Here is an 18,928-nt window from a genome sequence, read left to right as displayed (position 1 = left end):
CAGTTTGCCCTTGCGCTGATCGACCCGTTCGGTCAGTTTCGGCACCTCTCTCCACGGGAATAATGCGGCATGCGTCCGACCCGTCGGTCAGGGACGGGATCAACGCATGGAACGGGTGAGCGGCTTGAAAACGAAGGAAGAGATCTCTTTGCCTGCGACTGAAGCGCGTCAGGAAGAGAGTGTCTCGTGCAACGCCAAGCGACGCCAGATTCTGGACGGCGCCGAGGCGATCTTTCTCGAATTCGGGTATGAGGGGGCGTCGATGTCCCAGATTGCCTGCCGCGCCAAGGTGTCCAAGGGGACGCTCTACAATCATTTTGAAAACAAGGCCGCGCTTTTTGGGGCAGTTATCGAAGATCTGAGCCGCAGCAAATTTGCGCCCGTACTGTGCCAGAGCGATTTATCTGCGGTGACATGCTCTGAGGCATTCTCTCAACTTGCCGAGCGCTTCATTCGTATCCTGCTGCAGCCCGGACCGTTGCGACTGTATCGGATCATTGTCTCGGAGGCCCCGCACTTCCCCGATCTCGCCGATACTTTCTGGCGGTACGGTTTTGGGAGAACGCTGAACACGCTTACACAGTGGGTGGAATACTGGATAGAACGCAAGGCGATCCGTGCTGACGATCCTGTGTTCGCCGCGGAGCAGTTCATGGCGCTGTGTCAGACACGCCTCGTGCAGCGCAAGCGCTTCGAACTGCCAATCGACACCAGTGACGAGCAGATTCGGTTTGTGGCAGGTCGGGTCGGTCAGGCTTTCGTCGCGATTTACGGAAATGAAAGCGAGCATGCCGGGGCAAGTCTGACATAGGGTCCGCTCTGCTCAGTGAGCAGGGCTTGATGCTGGTGCTACGCAGCTTGTGGTGTGGGAAGTGATTTCAAAAACGGCCCAGCTGCGTCTATAGCGAGGGGGTTAACACCTGCTCATAAAGTTTTATCTCATGTCTCGGTCCCGTATTCGGCTTTTTGGACTTATCATTTCTTTGGGAATGGCAGCGTCGTTCGGAAGGGGGGCTGAGGCAGGTGAGGCGGTGCCTGTCGATCAGGCAGAAGTGATCGCTGTTTTGCCTCATGACCCGACGTCATTTACCGAAGGCTTGTTTTATCAGGACGGTGCTCTGTTCGAGAGCACCGGGCGGCTCGGCCATTCTGTCATACGTAAGGTTGCGCCCGAGACTGGCAAGGTTCTTGCTGAAAGTGTTCTGCCTGACGGGTATTTCGGTGAGGGCATCGTCGCATGGCATGACAAACTGATCAGCTTGACCTGGCGCAGTGGCAAAGGCTTCGTCTGGAGCTACCCTGGTCTGGCCAGAATCGGGAGTTTTTCATACGCGGGAGAAGGCTGGGGCCTGACTCATGACGATCGGACGCTCATCATGTCCGATGGAACGCCCTGTCTGAAGCGTCTTGACCCTATGACGCTTCATGTTCTGGCAAAGCTTTGTGTAACAGCCGGTGGCGTGCCAGTAAGAAGATTGAATGAGCTTGAGTATATCCACGGTGAAATCTGGGCGAATATATGGATGACGCCCGAAATAGCTCGAATCGATCCAGCAACGGGCGAAGTGAAATCCTGGCTCGATCTCACCGCGTTACAAGAAAATGTTAATTCTTTCGATCCCGATGCTGTCGCCAATGGGATTGCTTATGATCGTGAAAATGACAGATTATTCGTTACAGGAAAATATTGGCCCAGAGTATATCAAATCAAAATCCCTGATCGTAAGCACTTGTTTAATCTGCAATAGGCACTTCCTAGGTCTTGATTACATATATGTGACCGGAAAACGCAGATAATGGTTTATCAGATCACGAATAACGCTATGAAATGCTCTCGCACCCCTTGTGGAGCAAATTGAACCTTTGAATTGAACGAGACGCCCTTAAAACAGTCGAGGCACCGTTCATGACGCAATGGAGCGGCACGTGGCATATTCGGATCAAGATTGGCCCCAAGGTACGCAAACCCTTGGTCGTGGTCTCTCAATCATTCTGGCCGTCAGGGCCGGGGTCGACACGCTCTCCGAATTGGCTCTCGAAATCGGCTGCACGCGCAGTACAACGCAACGCCTGACCGCGGCCTTGTTGCAGCAGGGCTGGCTGCGCATGAAATCGACCGGTCGTTACGGGCTGGGCGAGAAACTGACAACCCTGACCGCCCAGGCCCAGACAGCCTCGCCCCTTCTCGGCCTGGCTGCTCCCATGCTGCAAAGTCTGAACGAGATTACCGGCAAGATGGTCCATCTTGGCGTTCGCTCGGATAGTCACCTCATTTATCTCATGCGCCTTGAGGGGCGTCACCCGCTCACGCTGCGCACGCGTATGGGTCAGCACATTCCCCTCGCCCGTACGGGCACGGGTCGCGCTCTAATTCTCGATGAGAGCGAGAGCGACTGGGCCCGGTTCTACCGGGCCAGCTATCGCCATATGCCTGCCGGTCTGTCGAGCTGGATTAATCGCATGCGCTTCTATCGCGCCTCGGATTGCGTGTTCGATCTGGAAGATGACGAGATCGGCATTCATTGTGTAGCTGCACCCGTGCGCGATGCGAGCGGCGCAATTGTCGCATCGATCAGCGTGACAGAGCGTGCGGGTGAGATGCCGCTCATGCGCATGAAGGCGATTGCCCCTCTGATCTGCAAGGCAGCCTCTCAGCTTTCGGCGAAGCTGGGCTGGCACGAACTAAGCGACGTCGCAGACTAGATGCAGGTTTCAGGCGCCCTTGAGTTTCCGGGGCGCCTCCCGATGCGAGTTAACGCGGTTGTTTGTATGATCCGATATCGAAATGCCGGTTAGAACCGACTCAGTAATGCGAATGCAGCGATAGCATCACGAGCTGACGCAGCGCCGGCACCACGAGATATTGCAGCCCCAGCAAGACGGCCAGAGGGCTAAGGTCGAGCATGCCGAATTGCGGCAGGATCGAACGTACGGGATTGAGAACAGGCTCGACGATCCGTCCGAGAAAAATTGCAACATTATAGACGAAGCGATTGCTTGGATCGAGAATCCTGAAACCCAGCAGCATGCTCACGACGCAATACAGGATCAGCGCCCAGGTGAAGAGCTGAATCAACACCATGAGGATGTTGTAGAGGGTGAGAATCAGCAAGTCCGGTCTCTCTGCTAAAGGGGCAAGGCACCTCTTCTAACGCCTGACGCCGGTCCGGCACAACTCGACCCCGGTGTAACAGGCCGTCAATCTTGACTTTGACCTGAATCCGTGTAGCTTCCGACGCGTTCCGTGGGGCTGTAGCTCAGATGGGAGAGCGCCTCGTTCGCAATGAGGAGGTCAGGGGTTCGATTCCCCTCAGCTCCACCATGGAACCCTTTCCCGCCCTTCTGCCAATAGGTCCGGCCAGTCTTCTGGTCTCAGCGCACCCAGACGCGGCCTGCACTGAGCGAGATCCAGATATCGTGCTGGGCAAACCAGTCGGCACCGAGCAGCATATCCACATTGTCGCGCAGGTCCGACACGGTCAGGACGGGGTCTTTCCATATCGGGTTGCCGCTGCCTGAGGTTTCTTCGCCGAGATGCAGCGTCTGGAAGCGATGCCAGTGATACCAGCGCGCATTGAGATCGACACCACTGGTCACGCCGCCGGGGTCCTGACGCAGAATATCGTCTGTAACGCCTATGGCATGCGCAAAGCGCCGCGAAAGAATGTGAGAGCGCGCGCCGCTATCGAGCAAAGCAGTGCCGTCGTGGCCGTCGAGCGTGAAGGAGACGTTGAGCCGCGTGCCCTCATGTCTGGCTCTCAGCGTCGTATAGCCCGCCTTCCATGACGGCGCCGCCGTGCACCGATCGTCCTGCGCAGCGGGGCGCCAGAGGGTAAGGCGCTGATGGGGGATATCAAATTCGATATCGAAATGCTGCAACAGATCGACGCCCATAAGACCGGCAATGGGGGGCGTCAAAATCGGCAGGCCCGGCAATGCGCTGAGGGGAATGGAGCGTTGACCCAGAGGAATCATGCCTAGCGAGAGAGCACGTATGAGCATGTTAGGGGCGAGCTGACCTCTGCCATTCGGCCCCTGAATGACGGTTGCATGGGCCGGGTCGGGTGTAAGACGCAGGGCGGCGGCGGCCTCGGGCGTGATCAGACTGCCTTCGGACCCGGTATCGAGAATGAAGCGCGCCTGACGCCCGTCGAGCACGACAGGAGCATTGAGAAACAGCCCATCATTATGCAGCGGGATCTCGGCAATGCGTTCGGGCACGCAAGGCGTGGCCATGGCGCGGGAGGGCATAAGACCGGCCATGATCATGGAGAACAGGGCAAGAGCGGGGCGCAGCACTTATTCTTATTTCCTTGCGCGTGGGTGAGCCTGCCATACGGCAAGGAGATGGTTTTCGTCAGCCAGCGTGTAGTTTTGGGTCGTAGAAAGGCTGGCATGGCCCAGAAGTTCCTGTATGGCGCGCAGATCGGCACCGCCTTCCAGAAGATGAGTCGCGAAGGAATGCCGCAGACTATGCGGGGTGGCGCTGGCATCGAGTCCGCTCTGTTCGCGCCAGAGCTGCATCACGCGCCGTGCCACGGCTGGCTGCAAGCGCTTGCCGCGCAGGCCGACGAAAAGCGGCGCTTCTGGCAACGGGCATGGATGCTGCGCGCGCCAGGACGCGAGAGCCTTTGCGACATTGGGCAGAAGCGGGACGAGGCGCTCCTTGTCGCCTTTGCCCACGACACGTAGGCCGCTCTCCATTGCCCGGTCATGGTCGCGCACATTCAGGGACAGGGCCTCGCCTATACGCAGTCCGGCCCCGTAGAGCAGGGTGAACAGGGCTTCGTCGCGCGCGGCGCAGAGCGGATGCTCGGCCGCAGCCGCCATTTCGACAGGTGCCGCAAGGGCTACATCGCGTGCCAGAGGCCGCGGCAGGCGCTTGCGTGTCTTCGGCGCACTCAACTGGCGCAGTGCGGAGGCGCTTACCGCATGGGTGGTGTTGAGATAGCGGGTGAAAGAGCGCAGGGCCGAGACCCGTCTGGCACGTGAACGGGCGCGGCCATCGGGCGTGCCGCTTTGCCCTTCGGCCCGACCGGCATCATAGGCAAGCCAGGCACGGAAATCCGTCGTACGTAGCGCGGCAAACGTATCAAGGTCGGGCTCCTGCCCGAGATGCTCGCCCAGAAAGGCGAGCGCCGCGGTCACATCGTTGCCATAGGCCCGTACCGTGTTCGGGCTCGCGCGCTTTTCATGGGCCAGCCAGTCCAGCCAGTTTTCAAGACATTCATGCATCAGCATGACGGCGGACCTCGTCTCGGTTAAGAGGACAGGGCAGAAGGGGGCGCTCAGGCAGCATGACGGAACCGAGCTTAATGAAGCTGACGGCAGATGGCGAGAGAGCGGTGCGTGTCAGCGTTCTGCTTCCCCTGCCTTTTCCGACGCCGCTCGATTATCTGGCCCCTGAAGGGCGTGTGGCACCCGGCGATCTGGTGAGCGTGCCTTTGGGGCGCCGACAGGAGACGGGCTGTGTCTGGGACACGCAAAGCGATGTACCCGCCGATTTTGCCCCCGCGCCTGCCAGAGAAGTCGCCCTTGCCCGGCTCAAGCCGATCCTTGGGCGACTCAACATGCCCGCGATTCCGGCTGATCTGCGGCGCTTCATCGACTGGCTGGCCGCTTATACGCTCACCCCGCCCGGTCTCGTGTTGGCCATGGCCATCAGGGCGCGCCACACCCAGCCAACCCGCGTGCAACTCGGCTGGATCAGGGGGGACGCCGATCTTGCCGGGCTTCGACTGACCGAAGCACGACAGCGTGTGCTCGATGCCGTTGGAGACGAACCGCTCTCGACCGCGATGCTGACGGAGCAAACCGGCGTTTCTTCTGCGGTGCTGCGCGGCCTGGCTTCTGCTGGCGTGCTGAAGGAAGCACCGCTTGTCATGGCGCCTCTTTTTGCGCCACCCAATGCGGGGTTTCACCCACCGCAATTGTCGCAGGAGCAGCGCGAGGCTGCCGATCATCTGTCGGAGGGCGTCAAGGCGCATCGCTTCGGCGTCACCCTGCTCGAAGGCGTGACCGGATCTGGCAAGACGGAGGTGTATTTCGAAGCTGTAGCTGCCTGTCTCGCTGCCGGGCGGCAATGTCTGGTTCTTCTCCCTGAAATTGCGCTCTCCACCCAGTGGACCGACCGCTTCGCCCGTCGTTTCGGGGTTCAACCCGCTTTGTGGCATTCCGAACTCGGCGGCAAGAAGCGCCGCGAAACATGGCACGCCATCGCCCAAGGGCAGGCTGCCGTGGTTGTGGGGGCGCGCTCTGCCCTGTTTCTGCCCTTCCCCGAACTCGGCCTGATTATTGTTGATGAAGAGCACGAATCCGCTTTCAAGCAGGAAGAGGGTGTGACCTATCACGGGCGGGATATGGCCATCGTGCGGGCGCGTCTTTCCGACGTGCCTGCCATACTGGTTTCGGCTACGCCCAGTCTTGAAACTCTGACCAACGTGGAAAACGGGCGCTACCAGCACGTCACTCTTCATAGCCGCCATGGCAATGCGACCCTACCCGATGTGAAGCTGGTCGACATGCGCCGTGCGCCGCCGGAGCGCGGGCAGTTTCTGTCGCCTGAACTGGTGGCGGCCATCAGCGCTACCTTCGAGCGTCAGGAGCAGGCCATGCTGTTCCTCAATCGTCGGGGCTATGCGCCACTGACGCTGTGCCGTGCCTGTGGCCATCGTATGGAGTGCCCGAACTGCTCGGCCTGGCTGGTGGAGCATCGCGCGCGCCAGATGCTGACCTGCCACCATTGCGGTCATCACGAGGCGTTGCCAGAAACCTGCCCTTCCTGCGCTGCCGAATCCAGCCTCGTGGCTATCGGCCCCGGCATCGAGCGCGTTCATGAGGAAGCCCGACTGCATTTTCCCGAGGCGCGTATTCTCGTCATGGCTTCCGATACCCTCGGTTCGCCCTCGGCGACGGCAGAGGCCGTGCGCCGCATCAGCGATCGCGAAATCGATCTTGTGATTGGCACGCAGATCGTCGCCAAAGGCTGGCATTTTCCCGATCTGACCCTCGTGGGCGTGGTCGATGCCGATCTCGGGTTGGGCGGGGGCGATTTGCGCGCCGCAGAGCGCACCGTGCAGCTTCTGCATCAGGTTTCCGGCCGTGCCGGTCGTGCGGATAAGCCCGGCGCGGTGCTCTTACAAAGTTATCTGGGCGATCATCCTGTCATGAAAGCCCTTGTCTCGAATGACTATCAGGCGTTCATGGAGCAGGAATCCGCGCAGAGAAAGCCCGGTTTTTGGCCGCCATACGGGCGTCTCGCCGCTCTGATCGTCAGTGCTGATTCTGCCGAAGCTGCCGATCGACTTGCCGCCATGCTCGGCGTCAGAGCCCCCGAACTGCCCGGTACGCAAATACTCGGCCCCGCCCCGGCTCCCCTTGCCGTTCTCAGAGGGCGCCACCGCCGCCGTCTGCTTTTACGCACACGGCGCAATGTTGCCGTGCAGCCTATTTTGCGGCACTGGCTCGAGGGCGTAAAGCTGACGAGCCATGAGCGCATCGATATCGATATCGATCCGATTTCGTTTTTGTAGGAAAGAATACGGGGCTCTACCCCGTCCCCCGTAAAGGAGCTCGCCCCTTTCATCCCGCTTTAGGGGTTTGTAATAGGGTGACGGCGCTTTGGCGGGGTTTGGAGCAGAGCCCTCTATGAACAGGATTCGTTCAGGCGGTTTTGTCTTCGCGTTTGGGCTTGATGGCCTTGACCACGAAAGTGACGATGGCGATGACGGCCAGGGCGTGCTGCAAATGGGGGCGCAGCTTCTTGGGGCCGAACATGCTGAGGAAGGTCAGGCCACCGAGAATGGCTTCTTTCGTCTGAGGCTTGGCAGAGCAGCACATCTTGCTGATGCAGCAGCCTTTCTTGCCGTTTTCCGGGGCGGTCAGTTCGGTGACCTTGGCTTTGTTCTTTTTGAACATCGGATTCTCCTTTGACATCTCTGCCTCATCAAACAGCGCAGAAGCGACAGAGTTGAGATCGTGACGTGGTTTAAATCGGGCGTCCATCCAAGGCAGCCTGCAATGTCTTCACACGTTTGGCACCGTTACTGGCCAGAGGATCGACGACCAGCACCTGCTGGGCGGCGGCGAGCGCGGCTTTTATGTCGTGACGCTCTTCTTCGACCTGTGAAAGAAGTTGCCAGGATAACGGGTCGTCGGGGTCTTTCTGCAAGGCTGCGCCGAGATCGCTGATGGCGCCTTCGAAATCGCCGGCGGCGTAGCGCACGCGGGCCCGGCCACGGCGGATGAAGGCTTTGTCGGGTTGAAGCACGAGCGCATCGGCCAGTGCGGCCTCGGCCTTGCGATAATCATGGGCTTTAAGGTTCGAATCGGCGTTTTCAAGCAGGAGGCGCGTGCTGGCCGAAAGGCCCTTTTGCCGCAGGGTTTCGGCACGACGTTCGAGCGAGCGAGCCTCTTGTGCGGTCTTCGCAGCGCGCAGCGCCTTGCTGGTTTCCAGTAGCGGGTCGGGCTTCGGCTTGGCGGGGGAAGCGGCCTTGGCGGAAGGAGCCGACGGGCTGGGCTGGGGAACCGGAACAGGCGCAGCACGGGCAGGAGACAGCGCAGAAACGACAAAAGCCGCGCTGCTGAAAAGCAGACACGGCCTGACGACGGCCCGGTAAAGGGCCGCGCAATGCGTCAAAACGGGGCGGAAGCTCCGTTCCGGCATCAACGGGAGATTAGCCCTGGCGTGCTTTCATACGCGGGTTCTTCTTGTTGATGACGTAGACGCGGCCACGACGACGGACGACGCGGCAATCCTTGTCGCGGAGTTTTGCGGATTTGAGGCTGTTACGGATCTTCATGATAATTTGCTTCCCGGGCCATGCAAGACGAACGGGCGTCGCGCCCGCGAGTGGTGGTCGGAATACTAACCACCATGGCGGGAGTCAACTCTTTGCTGCGTTTCCCAAGGCCGAAAGCCTGTATTTTGGGCGTTTTCAAAGGGGAGAAACGCAATTATCCTGATTCCATGAAGAAAGCTCTGCCTGTTTTCGCCGCCCTTCTCCTGGGTCTCCCTCTCGCGGCCCAGGCTGCGCCTCATCAGAAAAACGACCCGGCATCGGTGCTCAACCGGATTCTCGGCGTGCTGCAGACCGACCCGGACTCGGCCAGCGATACCTGTGTCGAGGCGCTGAAAGAACTGCACAAGACGCAGAAGATCGTCGCCAATCAGGATACAGATAGCAGCAATAATCAGGACGCTGCGGTCGCTCGTGACGTACTCGAATCCGATTTCGAGGAAACGATCGAGGTCTGCGGCGCCGATGCGCGCCGGATGTGCCGAACCAAGGGCGACAGCGATCCCAAGCTGCCCGCGCTTTGCGCCGCCGCCCAATCCCGCCCGCCGAGCGAAAACGATAACTGACGGGCTGGCCCGGCGCCGAGCCGGGCCCGGTTTCGATTAAAGCGGGCGGCGTGCAATGGCCCAAAGGGCGAAGCCCTGCACGTAGGCTACTTCTTCAAGACGCTTGAACCGCCCGGAAGAGCCCCCGTGACCGGCATCCATATTGATACGGCACAAGAAAGGGCCACCCTGCGCGATTTCGCGCAGCTTCGCGATCCATTTCGCGGGCTCCCAATAGGTCACGCGCGGGTCTGAGAGACCTCCCATGGCCAGAACCGGTGGATAGGCGACGGGCCTGATATTGTCATAGGGCGAATAGCCCGCGATCAGATCATAGGCCTCGCCGTCTTCCAGAGGGTTGCCCCATTCGGGCCATTCGGGCGGGGTGAGTGGCAGGGTGTCGTCGGACATCGTGTTCAGTACGTCTACGAAGGGCACCTGTGCGGCAATACCTGCAAAAAGATCGGGGGCGAGATTGGCGACAGCTCCCATCAACAGTCCGCCAGCCGATCCGCCATGGGCGACGATGCGCCCTTCCTTTCCGTAGCCCTGCGCTGCGAGATGACGCCCGCAGGTGACGAAATCGGTAAAGCTGTTGGGCTTGTGCTTTCCGCGTCCCTTCAGGAACCAGTCCCATCCCTTTTCCGAACCGCCACGGATATGCGCGACGGCATAAATCCAGCCACGATCGACCAGACTGAAAACCGAAGTGCTGAACCCCGATTCCATTGAGATGCCATAAGAGCCATAGCCGTAAAGCAGCAGCGGTGCCGTGCCGTCGCAGGGCGTATCGCGGCGCTTGAGCACGGTGACCGGAATTTCGGCGCCATCCTGCGCGCGGGCGAAAAGCCGATGCGTTTCATAGAGCGCCGGGTCGTGGCCGGAAGGAACATCGCGTATTTTCTGAAGCGTCTGGGCGCCGCTTGCCATGTCGACATCGTACCAATGGGCCGGTGTCGTCGGCGATTCATAGATATAGCGCAGGGTGGTGTCGCCATATTCGAGAAAGCCGAGCAAGGTGAGGTCGAACGCCTCTTCCGTCATGCCGATCGTTTTAGCCCCGTCGCGTATATCGCCTTGTGCGTCATGTTGTGTGACGTGGATCTCGATATTGCCGTTCACCCGCTCCGACCAGGCTAGGTGGGTCTTGCACGCGGTTGCGCCGAGCAGGAAGCGGCCCGGCTCATGGGGCACGAAGGGCGTCCAGTTCTCGCGTGACGGTGCCGTATCCGGCGTCTGCATGAACTGGAAATCGAGAGCATTCCCCGTATTGGTCAGAACGATGAAGCGGTCATTCCAGTGCGTGAAGCTGTAGCGCTCGCCGCGTGTCAGAGGAGACGCGATCTGCGGCATCTGCGTTGGGTCGCTGGCAGGAATGAGCCGCGTTTCGTTCGTATCGTGATCGCCGCGTTCGATCAGAATCCATTTGCGCGAGGCTGTGACGGTCAGACTGACGAAAAAGCCCGGATCAGTCTCGTCGAATACCAGCACATCCTCACCACCGGCGAGCGGGCGACGATAGACCCGTGACGGGCGACCATTATCGTCGCGATAGACCCAGAACAACCACTGATTATCCGGCGAGATGACGAAGCTGCCTGCAGCACTCTCGACCGCAGGAGCAAAGGTCTGGCCTGTTTCGAGGTCAAGGCTGTGCAGGCGATAGACCTCAGAACCCTGCGTATCGGCGGCATAGACAAAAATGCGGTGATCGTCTGAATGGCGTGTGCCTGCCAGCGCGAAATAGGCGTGTTCCTTCGCGAGGGCCTCGACATCGAGCAGAACCTGCTCGTCTCCTCCGGCGCGGGGACGGCGCAGATAGACGGGATGCTGCGCGCCTTTCGCAAAACGCGAAAAATAGAGCCAGTCTCCATCGGGCCAGGGCACGGAATCCTCGGCAGGCGGAATGCGGCCGATCATTTCCTTCAGCAGTGTCTCACGCACAGGCGCCATCTCTGCCAGGCAATGCTCGGTATAGGCGTTTTCCTCGCGCAGGGCCTCGGCGATGTCTGTGCGCAAAAGCGAAGGATCGCGCAGGACTTTCTGCCAGTTTTCATCCTTCATCCAGGCATAATCATCCTGCCTGACGCGGCCGAGCTGGGTGATGGAGTGCGGGACGCGCCGGGGAACGGGGGGAATCATGGCAGAGCCTCGGATTGGTGAAAAACAAAGCTTGTACAGTGCGGCAGAACAGTCTGCGCCTCAACGCTCTAAAACTCCGTTTTCCTGAAGTTTCGATCAGAGAACAAACCTGAGGCTTGCTCATATGTTACGAAAGGACACGTCCTGCATTCCGGTATCATGATCGGGAAAGCGCGTTTTAACAGGCCCTCTTCTTGGAGCAGTGCCTGAAGAAGAGCAGAAAAAGGATAGTTTTCCATGTTTTCACGTCATTGCCTCGGCCTCACAGCTCTGTGCAGCCTCGTTTTTGCTGGTGCGACGGCCCATGCGCAGCAGGCCCCCGTTCCGTCTGTTGCCCCTGGCACCCAGTCAACCATGATGCCTGCCGGGTCGATCCCCGTGCAGCGCCCAGGTGCGCCGCAAGCCGCCACCAGTATGATGCAGGCCGTTGGCGGTAGTGCTGTGAGCAATGCTGTCTCCACGGCTGCAACACCGGGTGTATTGGATACCTATGGTCTTCCCTCGCTCGACTCTGCCAAGGCAGGTAATCTGGCGGGTCTGGCCAGCTACTGCGTGCGCAATCACCTTGTACATGGCACGACCCTGCGCGTCGTCGGTCGTACCCTTGCCAAGCGCCCGGATGTGAAGAACGATCAGTACTATTCGCTGGGTGGCCAGGGCCTGCTTCAGACCAGCACCAATGTGCCGTTCGACGTTTCGACCCTCGACCTTAGCCATCGCACGCAACTTTGTGCACAGGTCGGTCAGCGCGGACAGGCCTATAAGTAAGCTCAATCCTGAGCCTAGCCAGAAAGGGCCAGTCCGTGAGGACTGGCCTTTTTTGTTATGGACCCCTGTCTCGTCCACATCGAAGGACGATCGTCCTTCGGAAACTGTCCGATTGTAAGCGGGATAGAAGGGGCTTGCTCCTTCGCGGGTCAGGGCAGAGCCCTGAGGCCTTGCTTAGTAAGGCAGAGCCAACACCAGATCGATACCTTCCGCACTGCAAAGAACAGCCGCTTTTTCCTGACGTGTGAGCGCCCTCAGGGCGTCGGCAACGGAAGGGGCCTCACGCAGTTTAAGCAGGCCGACGACGAGATTGGCATCGATGGCGGTGCCGGGTTTGCGCGGAGCGGGCAGGGCGCGGCGATGCTCGGCCACCAGATCGGGATTGACGCGCAGGGCGGCAAAAGCCTCCTCGGGGGGACGGTTGGGCATGGCCTCTGCCTGGGTCCGGCGGAGATCGTTCTCGGCGGCCAGTTGCAGGATGGGCGGCAGATCGGTTTCTTCAGGGATGAGAAGCAGCCCCCAGCTTTTGAGCCAGAGCCCGACATCGCGGCTGGCGGTCATAGCGGCCAGCGGAATAGCGAGGGCGAGTCCAAGCAGAACGGGCGTCATCCAGAGAAAGAGCGAGAAGGAGACCGACCAGGCGGCTGCGGCCAGGACGACACCGAAGGCCGTGTAGATCCAGTAGCCATGCGCGATTTCCTTGAGCGAGACGCGCCCGTCATCGCGGTTCTGCGCGTTCCAGCCGGAGTCGCGCCCACGCAGGATCGAAATCACGCCCGAGGTATGGATCAGCATGGCGATGGGGGCGATGAGGCCACCGATGAGCGTCTCGAGCAGGATAGAGGTGAAGAGGCGTAGAACACCGCCGCAGCTGCGCAGCATGGCGCGATCGAACAGGGTGGCGATCAGGGCCAGGGCTTTCGGCGCGAGCAGAACCGCCATGGTGCCGATGAACACGTATTTGGCCTGTACCGGGTCGACTTGTGGCCAGTGTGGATAGAGGGTCTTGGTGTCGCCGAAATATTCGGGCCGGTCGAAATGCGACTGGAGCGAAATCAGGATGCCGAACATCAGGAAGAGCAGCCAGAGCGGCGAGGTGATATAGGCGCCGATGCCGACCATCATATGCATGCGGCTGACCCAGTGCAGACCGCGAGAGAGCACGATCTTGCCATGCTGGAGGTTGCCCTGGCACCAGCGCCGGTCGCGAATGGCAACATCGGTGAGCGATGGCGGGCTTTCTTCGTAAGAGCCGAACAGGCCAGGGATCATATGAATGGCCCAGCCGCCGCGACGCATGAGAGCCGCCTCGACAAAGTCATGGCTGAGAATACCGCCACCGAAAGGCTTACGACCCGGCAGATGGGGCAGACCCGCCTGCTCGGCAAAGGCACGCGTGCGGATGACGGCGTTATGGCCCCAGTAATTGCCTTCGGAGCCGTGCCACCAGGCAATACCATGCGCGATGAGCGGGCCATAAACGCGGCCGGCGAATTGCTGCATGCGCGCAAAGAGCGTCTTGCCGCCGATAATGACCGGCAGTGTCTGGATGAGCGCGACTTTCTCGTGGCGCTCCATGGCCGAGACGGTGCGGACGATCAGCCCGCCATCCATGACGGAATCCGCGTCGAGCGTCAGCATCTGCTGATAGGCGCCGCCGAAGCGCTTCACCCATTCTTCCAGATTGCCGGATTTGCGGTCGATATTCTTGGGACGACGGCGATAGAAAACACGACCCTGGCCGTTAACGGCCTCGACGAAAGCGAGATAGGCGCGCTCTTCACGGATCCAGACATCAGGGTCGGTGGTATCGGAAAGCAGGAAGAAATCGAACGCGTCGATACGGCCAGTGGCCACCAGACTGTCATGGATGGCGCGCAGACCGACAAGAACGCGGTCAGGGTCTTCATTATAGGTGGGCATGAGCACGGCGGTGCGTGTCATGAGGGCAGGGAGCGGCGTATCGCGCGAAATGCCGAGCCCCAGCCCGCCATGGCGCAGTACCGAAACGAAACCGGCCAGCGATGAGGTGAAGGAAAGCGAAATCCACGCACCGAGAATGACGAACAGCGCCAGAACGATGATGCCGAGCGTCGAGACGCCCACGCTGTTCAGCACCCTGTTCATCTCATAGGCGCCCCACCCGGTCAGGAGGATGGCGCCGCCAATGACGAACAGGCGACGCAGCCAGAGAAAGGGCGGCGTCGTCGGGGGGTGACGGTCGCGCCCGAACGTCTCGGGACGCTGACGCAGGTTCTGCGTCGGCATCTCGAGAGGCGCTTCCGCCGGAAGCACGTCGAACGGGGCGAATTTGCGGGGAAGGCTGCTCACGGCGTCCAACGATACATCCATTTTTCGGAAATCGGGCCCTGCTCGTTGGCAAGCTGGCAGGTCAGCTCAGCCAGCTTCGCGCTGCCCGGATAGAATTCGAATGTCGTACGCCAACCCTTGATTTCAGGGTTGGGCTCGACAACCACATTCTTGATCGTGCCGGTCGATGCCTGCGGCACGAGATGGAAGGCGGCATTGGGCGGCAGGTTCTCGAAAGGCTTGCCGGTGAAATCGATGACGAACATGCGGCCATCTGCATGGTCGGTCACGGCGCCGACGCGCGTTGCACCGATACGGGCCAGATCGGTCGGCCAGGGCGTGTCCCAACCCCAGTACATGCGATAGGTATAGGCATATTCATGCCCGGCCTGCATGGTCTGCTTGGGGCGCCAGAACGAGACGATATTGTCGTTCACCTCGTTCGGGGTCGGGATTTCGACCAGATCGACCGCGCCCTCGCCCCAATCGCCGATGGGTTCGATCCAGAGCGAGGGGCGCTTTTCGTAATTCAGCGCCAGGTCTTCGAAATCATGGAACGAACGGCGGCGCTGCATCAGGCCGAAACCATGCGGGCTGGCATCCTGAAACGCCGAGAATTGCAGATCGACTGGGTTGTTAAGCGGGCGATAGAGCTGGGCGCCGGTGCCGGTCCACATCTGCAATGCCTCGCTGTCATGTGCGGCGGGGCGCCAGTCATCGACGTGATTGCGGTTATTCGCGTCGAAATAGAACATGCCGGTCAGTGCGGCCACGCCGCCTTCGGTGATGTCGGTGCGCGGATAAAAGCTCGACTGCACGTCGAATACCGTGGTGGCGCCAGGGCGGATGGTGAATCTGAAGGCGCCCACGACCGAGGGGCTGTCCATCAATGCGTGGATAACGACTGAATCGACGCCGGGCTTGGGCTTTTCCAGCCAGAATTCGCGGAACAGAGCGAATTCCTCCCCCTTCGGGTCGCCTGTGCCATTGGCAAAGCCGCGAGCCGAAAGCCCGTAATTCTGCCCCTTGGAAACAGCACGGAAATAGGAGGCGCCCAGGAAAACAGCGCATTCTTCCATGACGTTGGGCGTGTTGATGGCGTTACGCAGACGCAGGCCCGAGAAGCCCAGATCGTCGGTCACCCGCAGCATCGGATCGGGATAGGTGAACATGTCGGGGTCGTAGACGATGGGAGTCGACTGACCGTCAACGACCTCGTTCATGTTGATGCGTGGGCGATAGAGGAAGCCACGCGGAAAGAACTCGACATCGAAAGCCAGATTCTGGCCATGCCACAGCGCGCGATCTTCCTTGTAGGCAATGCCGCGAAACTGGTCGAAATTCAGATTGTCGATGGCGCTGGGCAGAGTCTGTTGCGGGGCCTTATAGGCCGATTTCGACATCTTTTGCGCGATAAGGCGCACGGTATTGTTGTCGAATGCCGTCGGCTGTGGCGCGGGGGCGGGAGCCGCCCGGGCCATCTTGCTGGCCCCCAGTATCGAGAGGCCAGCACCGATTTTTACGAGGTCGCGACGCAGCACTATGAATTTCTCCAGCAGGCCCGGCTGAGAGCCGGGTGATGTCTGATTTTCCTAACGCCCATAAGTTACTTTGGGACACAGGAAAACTCGCCTGCCCTAGAAATCTGTCATGAGTGCGGCTTTCGCGCATCCTTTTCAGATGGGAAGTGCCGCCTTTACGCCCTTCTCGCGGATGATCTGACGCAATTCGATCACTTTTGCGTCAAGAGCCTCGTGGCTCAGCTTGCGCCAGCCGTCGAAGGCAGGCAGGGCGAAACCAGCCTCGAAGTCGTCGCTTCTGGCAATTTTCCACGTTTCCTCGGTGAAGGTCGGCTCAATCGGCTCAAAGCTGCCGCCCTTCTCGTTCTTGCCGCGTAGCATTTCGAGATAGGCTGCCATACCGTAAGCCACGCGGTCGATCGACAACTTGCCCTTCAGGAGGTTCTGGATCGTTACCGTCCAGAACACCTGCACCTTGGACTGACCGTCGCTGCCAATGCGCAGATTCTGGTCGGCCATGGCCGGGTTCGAGAAGCGCGAAATAACCGACTCCTTGTATTTCTCGAGATCCTCTCCGGGGGCTGCCTTGAGCGTCGGGATGACGTCGGTGTCGAGATAGGTCTCGACCAGCTTGCGCAGATCGGGATCGTTGATCGATTCATCGATATGATCGTAACCGAGCAGCAATCCCGAGAACGCCAGGAAGATGTGCGATGCGTTGAGCATGCGGATCTTCATGAACTCGTAATCGGTGACGTCCTCGACCATCTGGACGCCAACCTTTTCAAAAGCCGGGCGACCATCGGCAAACTCGTCTTCGATCACCCACTGGGTGAAATCTTCGGCCACAAGCGGCAGAAGATCGTCCAGACCGCTCTCGCGGTTCAGGCGTTCGGCGATGGCGGGCGAAACGGTCGGTGTGATGCGATCGACCATGGCGTTGGGGAAAGTCGCATTGGCTTCGATCCAGCTGGCCAGTTCGGGGTCGCGCGCACGGGCGAAACCGAGAAATGCCTTGCGTGCCACGTTGCCGTTATGGCGCAGATTGTCGCAGGACATAATCGTAAAGGCCCGGTTGCCCGCATCGCGTCGGCGACGCAGGCCCTCGACCACATAGCCGAAGATCGTCGACGGCGTTTCCGGGTTTGCGAGATCGCGCTGGACGGCATCGTTCTCGAGATCGAAGTCGCCCGTATGCTCGTTGATGTTGTATCCGCCTTCGGTGATCGTCATGGAGACGATCTTGATGCCGGGATCGGACAGCAGGTTCAGAACGGCGTCAGGCTTTTCCGGTGCCAGAATGTAGTCTCGCAGGGCACCGATCACGCTGCGCTTGCTCTCGCCCGACGGCGCCGTTTCGGTAAGGGAGAACAGGCAGTTCTGCGACGTGAAATCATCTGCCTTTTTCTTCGAGCGCTCGCCGGATGTCAGGCCGACACCCACAATGCCCCACTGATGCTGACCCGGAAGACCGAGAGCCTTTTCAACATAATAGGCTTCATGCGCACGAAAGAAATTGCCCACGCCGAAATGAAGGATTCCAGGCTTGATGTCCTTGAGATCATAAGACGGAGCCGCCACGCCTTCTGGCAGGTTCTGCAGGGTCTCACGGGTGATCATAGGCTAAATCCCTTTTCGTTTCTATTCAGGCTGCTGTTTCCGGGCAGGGCAGAGACATCGAATCAACTGGCCCGCGTCAGAAATCGCGCATCGCCCATCATAGGCGTATTTCCGTCAAAGAAACGTGCGAGAGCAATCACAAGTTCATCGTGACGCGCCGTTAGCGCTATTTTCCGATCATGTCCCGCAGATCCTTCGCCCGGCTCTCAGGTGTGCTCATCAGCACATCGGTCGCGCGACGGAGATCCTGACGCAGGAGCGCAATGACGAAATGCATCTCAGGCAGGGCGTCCTGTCCGAGCGTCGGCAGAGCGCTCAATACGTCTTCCCGCCCCGGACGATAAGGTTTTTCATGGGCTTTGCCTGCCGCATGGATCTCACAGCGCCGGGCGAGTGAGCGATACGCATGGCTGAGGCCTGTATGCAGCCCCGCGACCCCGGAGAAGCCGCCCCTGTCCTTGCCTGCATTGATGGCACGCGCCACCAGCATGGTGTCGCTGAGCATACGACGCATCAGGGCCGGTAACACGGTCAGGATGGGGTGGCGCTTTTCGAGCAGACCCCAGTTTTCGCGATAGGCTTCGGCCACGCACTCATTGATGACCAGCAGATTGCGTGCACAATGATCGTTTCGCCCTTCCAGCTCGCTCCACATTTCCTCGCGTCTCAAAGCGGCCTGAAGCAGTTCGTCCATTTCGCGGAACATGCGTCCTGCGGTCAGAAAACCGCGCCGTCTTGCGCTGGCGTGCAGGACGACGAATGACACAACCAGCGAGACGATCACCCCCAGGAAAATGGCGGTCAGACGCTCGGTTAGAGGCCAGTAGGGGTTACTTCCACGAGAGGGAAGCAGATAGACGATCATCAATGTCACCCCGGCAAAGCGCAGCGAGGGGCGAACGGCGGCCATATAGGCCAGTGGCAGGAGAGCGACGCAGAAGATCGGCCAGTACAGTCCGAAGACGAGCCGTGCGGTTATGGCAAGCGTCCCCACCACGGCGCCGAGTAGCGTGCCGACGATCTGGTCACGCGCCGTGGCAAAAGTCTGATCGATGCTCGATTGCGTGACGATCAGCGCCGTGATCAGCGCCCAGATCGTCTCGTCCAGCCCTGTTGCCTCACCGATCAGCCAGCAAAGGGCCACCGCCACAAGGGTTCTGACCATCTGGCGCCAGGGTGCCTCACCGTCTTCGCGGGCCCTGAACAGCGAGGCGAAGATCATGGG

At 60.0% G+C, this 18,928-nt stretch carries 17 protein-coding genes and 1 tRNA gene; 7 read left to right on the top strand and 11 right to left on the bottom strand.

The window, feature by feature from the left end:
* Positions 1-148: 148 nt before the first annotated feature.
* The 3 genes from ABHV46_RS08620 (at position 149) to ABHV46_RS08610 (ending at position 2,703) form a co-directional block, all read left to right on the top strand.
* A complete protein-coding gene (locus ABHV46_RS08620) occupies positions 149-811 on the top strand; it encodes a TetR/AcrR family transcriptional regulator (RefSeq protein WP_336946983.1) in 663 nt (220 codons plus the stop codon).
* 130 nt (positions 812-941) lie between these two features.
* Positions 942-1,748 carry a glutaminyl-peptide cyclotransferase gene (locus ABHV46_RS08615; RefSeq protein ID WP_438381137.1) on the top strand — a complete coding sequence of 269 codons (807 nt, stop codon included), beginning with the start codon at positions 942-944 and terminating at the stop codon, positions 1,746-1,748.
* A gap of 178 nt (positions 1,749-1,926) precedes the next feature.
* Entirely contained in the window at positions 1,927-2,703 is a 777-nt protein-coding gene (locus ABHV46_RS08610; RefSeq protein ID WP_438381136.1) for an IclR family transcriptional regulator, read from the top strand.
* 100 nt (positions 2,704-2,803) lie between these two features.
* Here ABHV46_RS08610 and ABHV46_RS08605 read toward each other — a convergent pair whose 3' ends face one another.
* A complete protein-coding gene (locus ABHV46_RS08605; RefSeq protein ID WP_336946986.1) occupies positions 2,804-3,112 on the bottom strand; it encodes a YggT family protein in 309 nt (102 codons plus the stop codon).
* Positions 3,113-3,246: 134 nt separating this feature from the next.
* Between ABHV46_RS08605 and ABHV46_RS08600 the strand changes: the two genes are divergently transcribed.
* Positions 3,247-3,322 (top strand) — tRNA-Ala (locus tag ABHV46_RS08600).
* A gap of 50 nt (positions 3,323-3,372) precedes the next feature.
* Here ABHV46_RS08600 and ABHV46_RS08595 read toward each other — a convergent pair.
* Positions 3,373-4,299, bottom strand: a complete 927-nt coding sequence (locus ABHV46_RS08595) for an aspartyl protease family protein (protein WP_438381135.1) — start codon at positions 4,297-4,299, stop codon at positions 3,373-3,375.
* A 6-nt stretch (positions 4,300-4,305) separates the two neighbouring features.
* Positions 4,306-5,241: a tyrosine recombinase XerC gene (locus ABHV46_RS08590; RefSeq protein WP_438381134.1), complete on the bottom strand. Its 936-nt coding sequence runs from the start codon at positions 5,239-5,241 to the stop codon at positions 4,306-4,308.
* A gap of 74 nt (positions 5,242-5,315) precedes the next feature.
* Here ABHV46_RS08590 and ABHV46_RS08585 point away from each other — a divergent pair, with 74 nt between their 5' ends.
* Positions 5,316-7,532, top strand: a complete 2,217-nt coding sequence (locus ABHV46_RS08585; protein ID WP_438381133.1) for a primosomal protein N' — start codon at positions 5,316-5,318, stop codon at positions 7,530-7,532.
* A gap of 130 nt (positions 7,533-7,662) precedes the next feature.
* Here the strand turns inward: ABHV46_RS08585 and ABHV46_RS08580 are convergent, their stop codons facing one another.
* The 3 genes from ABHV46_RS08580 to ykgO all read right to left on the bottom strand — a co-directional run bounded on the left by ABHV46_RS08580 (position 7,663) and on the right by ykgO (position 8,801).
* On the bottom strand, positions 7,663-7,917 hold the full coding sequence (locus ABHV46_RS08580; RefSeq protein WP_438381132.1) for a hypothetical protein: 255 nt from the start codon (positions 7,915-7,917) through the stop codon (positions 7,663-7,665).
* 70 nt (positions 7,918-7,987) lie between these two features.
* Positions 7,988-8,665 carry a tetratricopeptide repeat protein gene (locus ABHV46_RS08575; protein WP_438381131.1) on the bottom strand — a complete coding sequence of 226 codons (678 nt, stop codon included), beginning with the start codon at positions 8,663-8,665 and terminating at the stop codon, positions 7,988-7,990.
* Positions 8,666-8,675: 10 nt separating this feature from the next.
* Positions 8,676-8,801 carry a type B 50S ribosomal protein L36 gene (gene ykgO, locus ABHV46_RS08570; protein ID WP_023978233.1) on the bottom strand — a complete coding sequence of 42 codons (126 nt, stop codon included), beginning with the start codon at positions 8,799-8,801 and terminating at the stop codon, positions 8,676-8,678.
* A 167-nt stretch (positions 8,802-8,968) separates the two neighbouring features.
* Between ykgO and ABHV46_RS08565 the strand changes: the two genes are divergently transcribed.
* The gene (locus tag ABHV46_RS08565) at positions 8,969-9,364 is read left to right on the top strand and encodes a hypothetical protein (RefSeq protein ID WP_336946992.1); all 396 of its coding nucleotides are present in this window, start codon (positions 8,969-8,971) and stop codon (positions 9,362-9,364) included.
* A 36-nt stretch (positions 9,365-9,400) separates the two neighbouring features.
* On the opposite strand, the gene ABHV46_RS08560 is transcribed toward ABHV46_RS08565, so the two are convergent.
* Positions 9,401-11,485, bottom strand: a complete 2,085-nt coding sequence (locus ABHV46_RS08560) for a S9 family peptidase (RefSeq protein WP_438381130.1) — start codon at positions 11,483-11,485, stop codon at positions 9,401-9,403.
* Positions 11,486-11,722: 237 nt separating this feature from the next.
* On the opposite strand from ABHV46_RS08560, the gene ABHV46_RS08555 reads away from it, so the two are divergent.
* Complete coding sequence (locus ABHV46_RS08555) at positions 11,723-12,253, top strand: DUF2501 domain-containing protein (protein WP_438381129.1); 531 nt, start codon at positions 11,723-11,725, stop codon at positions 12,251-12,253.
* Positions 12,254-12,427: 174 nt separating this feature from the next.
* On the opposite strand, the gene mdoH is transcribed toward ABHV46_RS08555, so the two are convergent.
* The 4 genes from mdoH to ABHV46_RS08535 all read right to left on the bottom strand — a co-directional run bounded on the left by mdoH (position 12,428) and on the right by ABHV46_RS08535 (position 18,925).
* The gene (gene mdoH / locus ABHV46_RS08550; RefSeq protein WP_438381128.1) at positions 12,428-14,605 is read right to left on the bottom strand and encodes a glucans biosynthesis glucosyltransferase MdoH; all 2,178 of its coding nucleotides are present in this window, start codon (positions 14,603-14,605) and stop codon (positions 12,428-12,430) included.
* Positions 14,581-16,044, bottom strand: coding sequence for a glucan biosynthesis protein (locus tag ABHV46_RS08545; protein ID WP_336947055.1), 1,464 nt, complete (start codon positions 16,042-16,044; stop codon positions 14,581-14,583). The genes mdoH and ABHV46_RS08545 overlap by 25 nt, the downstream gene beginning before the upstream one ends.
* 195 nt (positions 16,045-16,239) lie before the next feature.
* Positions 16,240-17,703, bottom strand: coding sequence for a mannitol dehydrogenase family protein (locus ABHV46_RS08540; protein ID WP_438381127.1), 1,464 nt, complete (start codon positions 17,701-17,703; stop codon positions 16,240-16,242).
* Between the two features lie 166 nt (positions 17,704-17,869).
* Positions 17,870-18,925, bottom strand: a complete 1,056-nt coding sequence (locus ABHV46_RS08535) for an FUSC family protein (protein ID WP_438381126.1) — start codon at positions 18,923-18,925, stop codon at positions 17,870-17,872.
* Positions 18,926-18,928 lie beyond the last annotated feature (3 nt).

Source organism: Asaia sp. BMEF1 (genome assembly GCF_051628905.1).
GTDB lineage: Bacteria > Pseudomonadota > Alphaproteobacteria > Acetobacterales > Acetobacteraceae > Asaia.
This window is presented reverse-complemented; position numbering and strand designations above follow the sequence as displayed.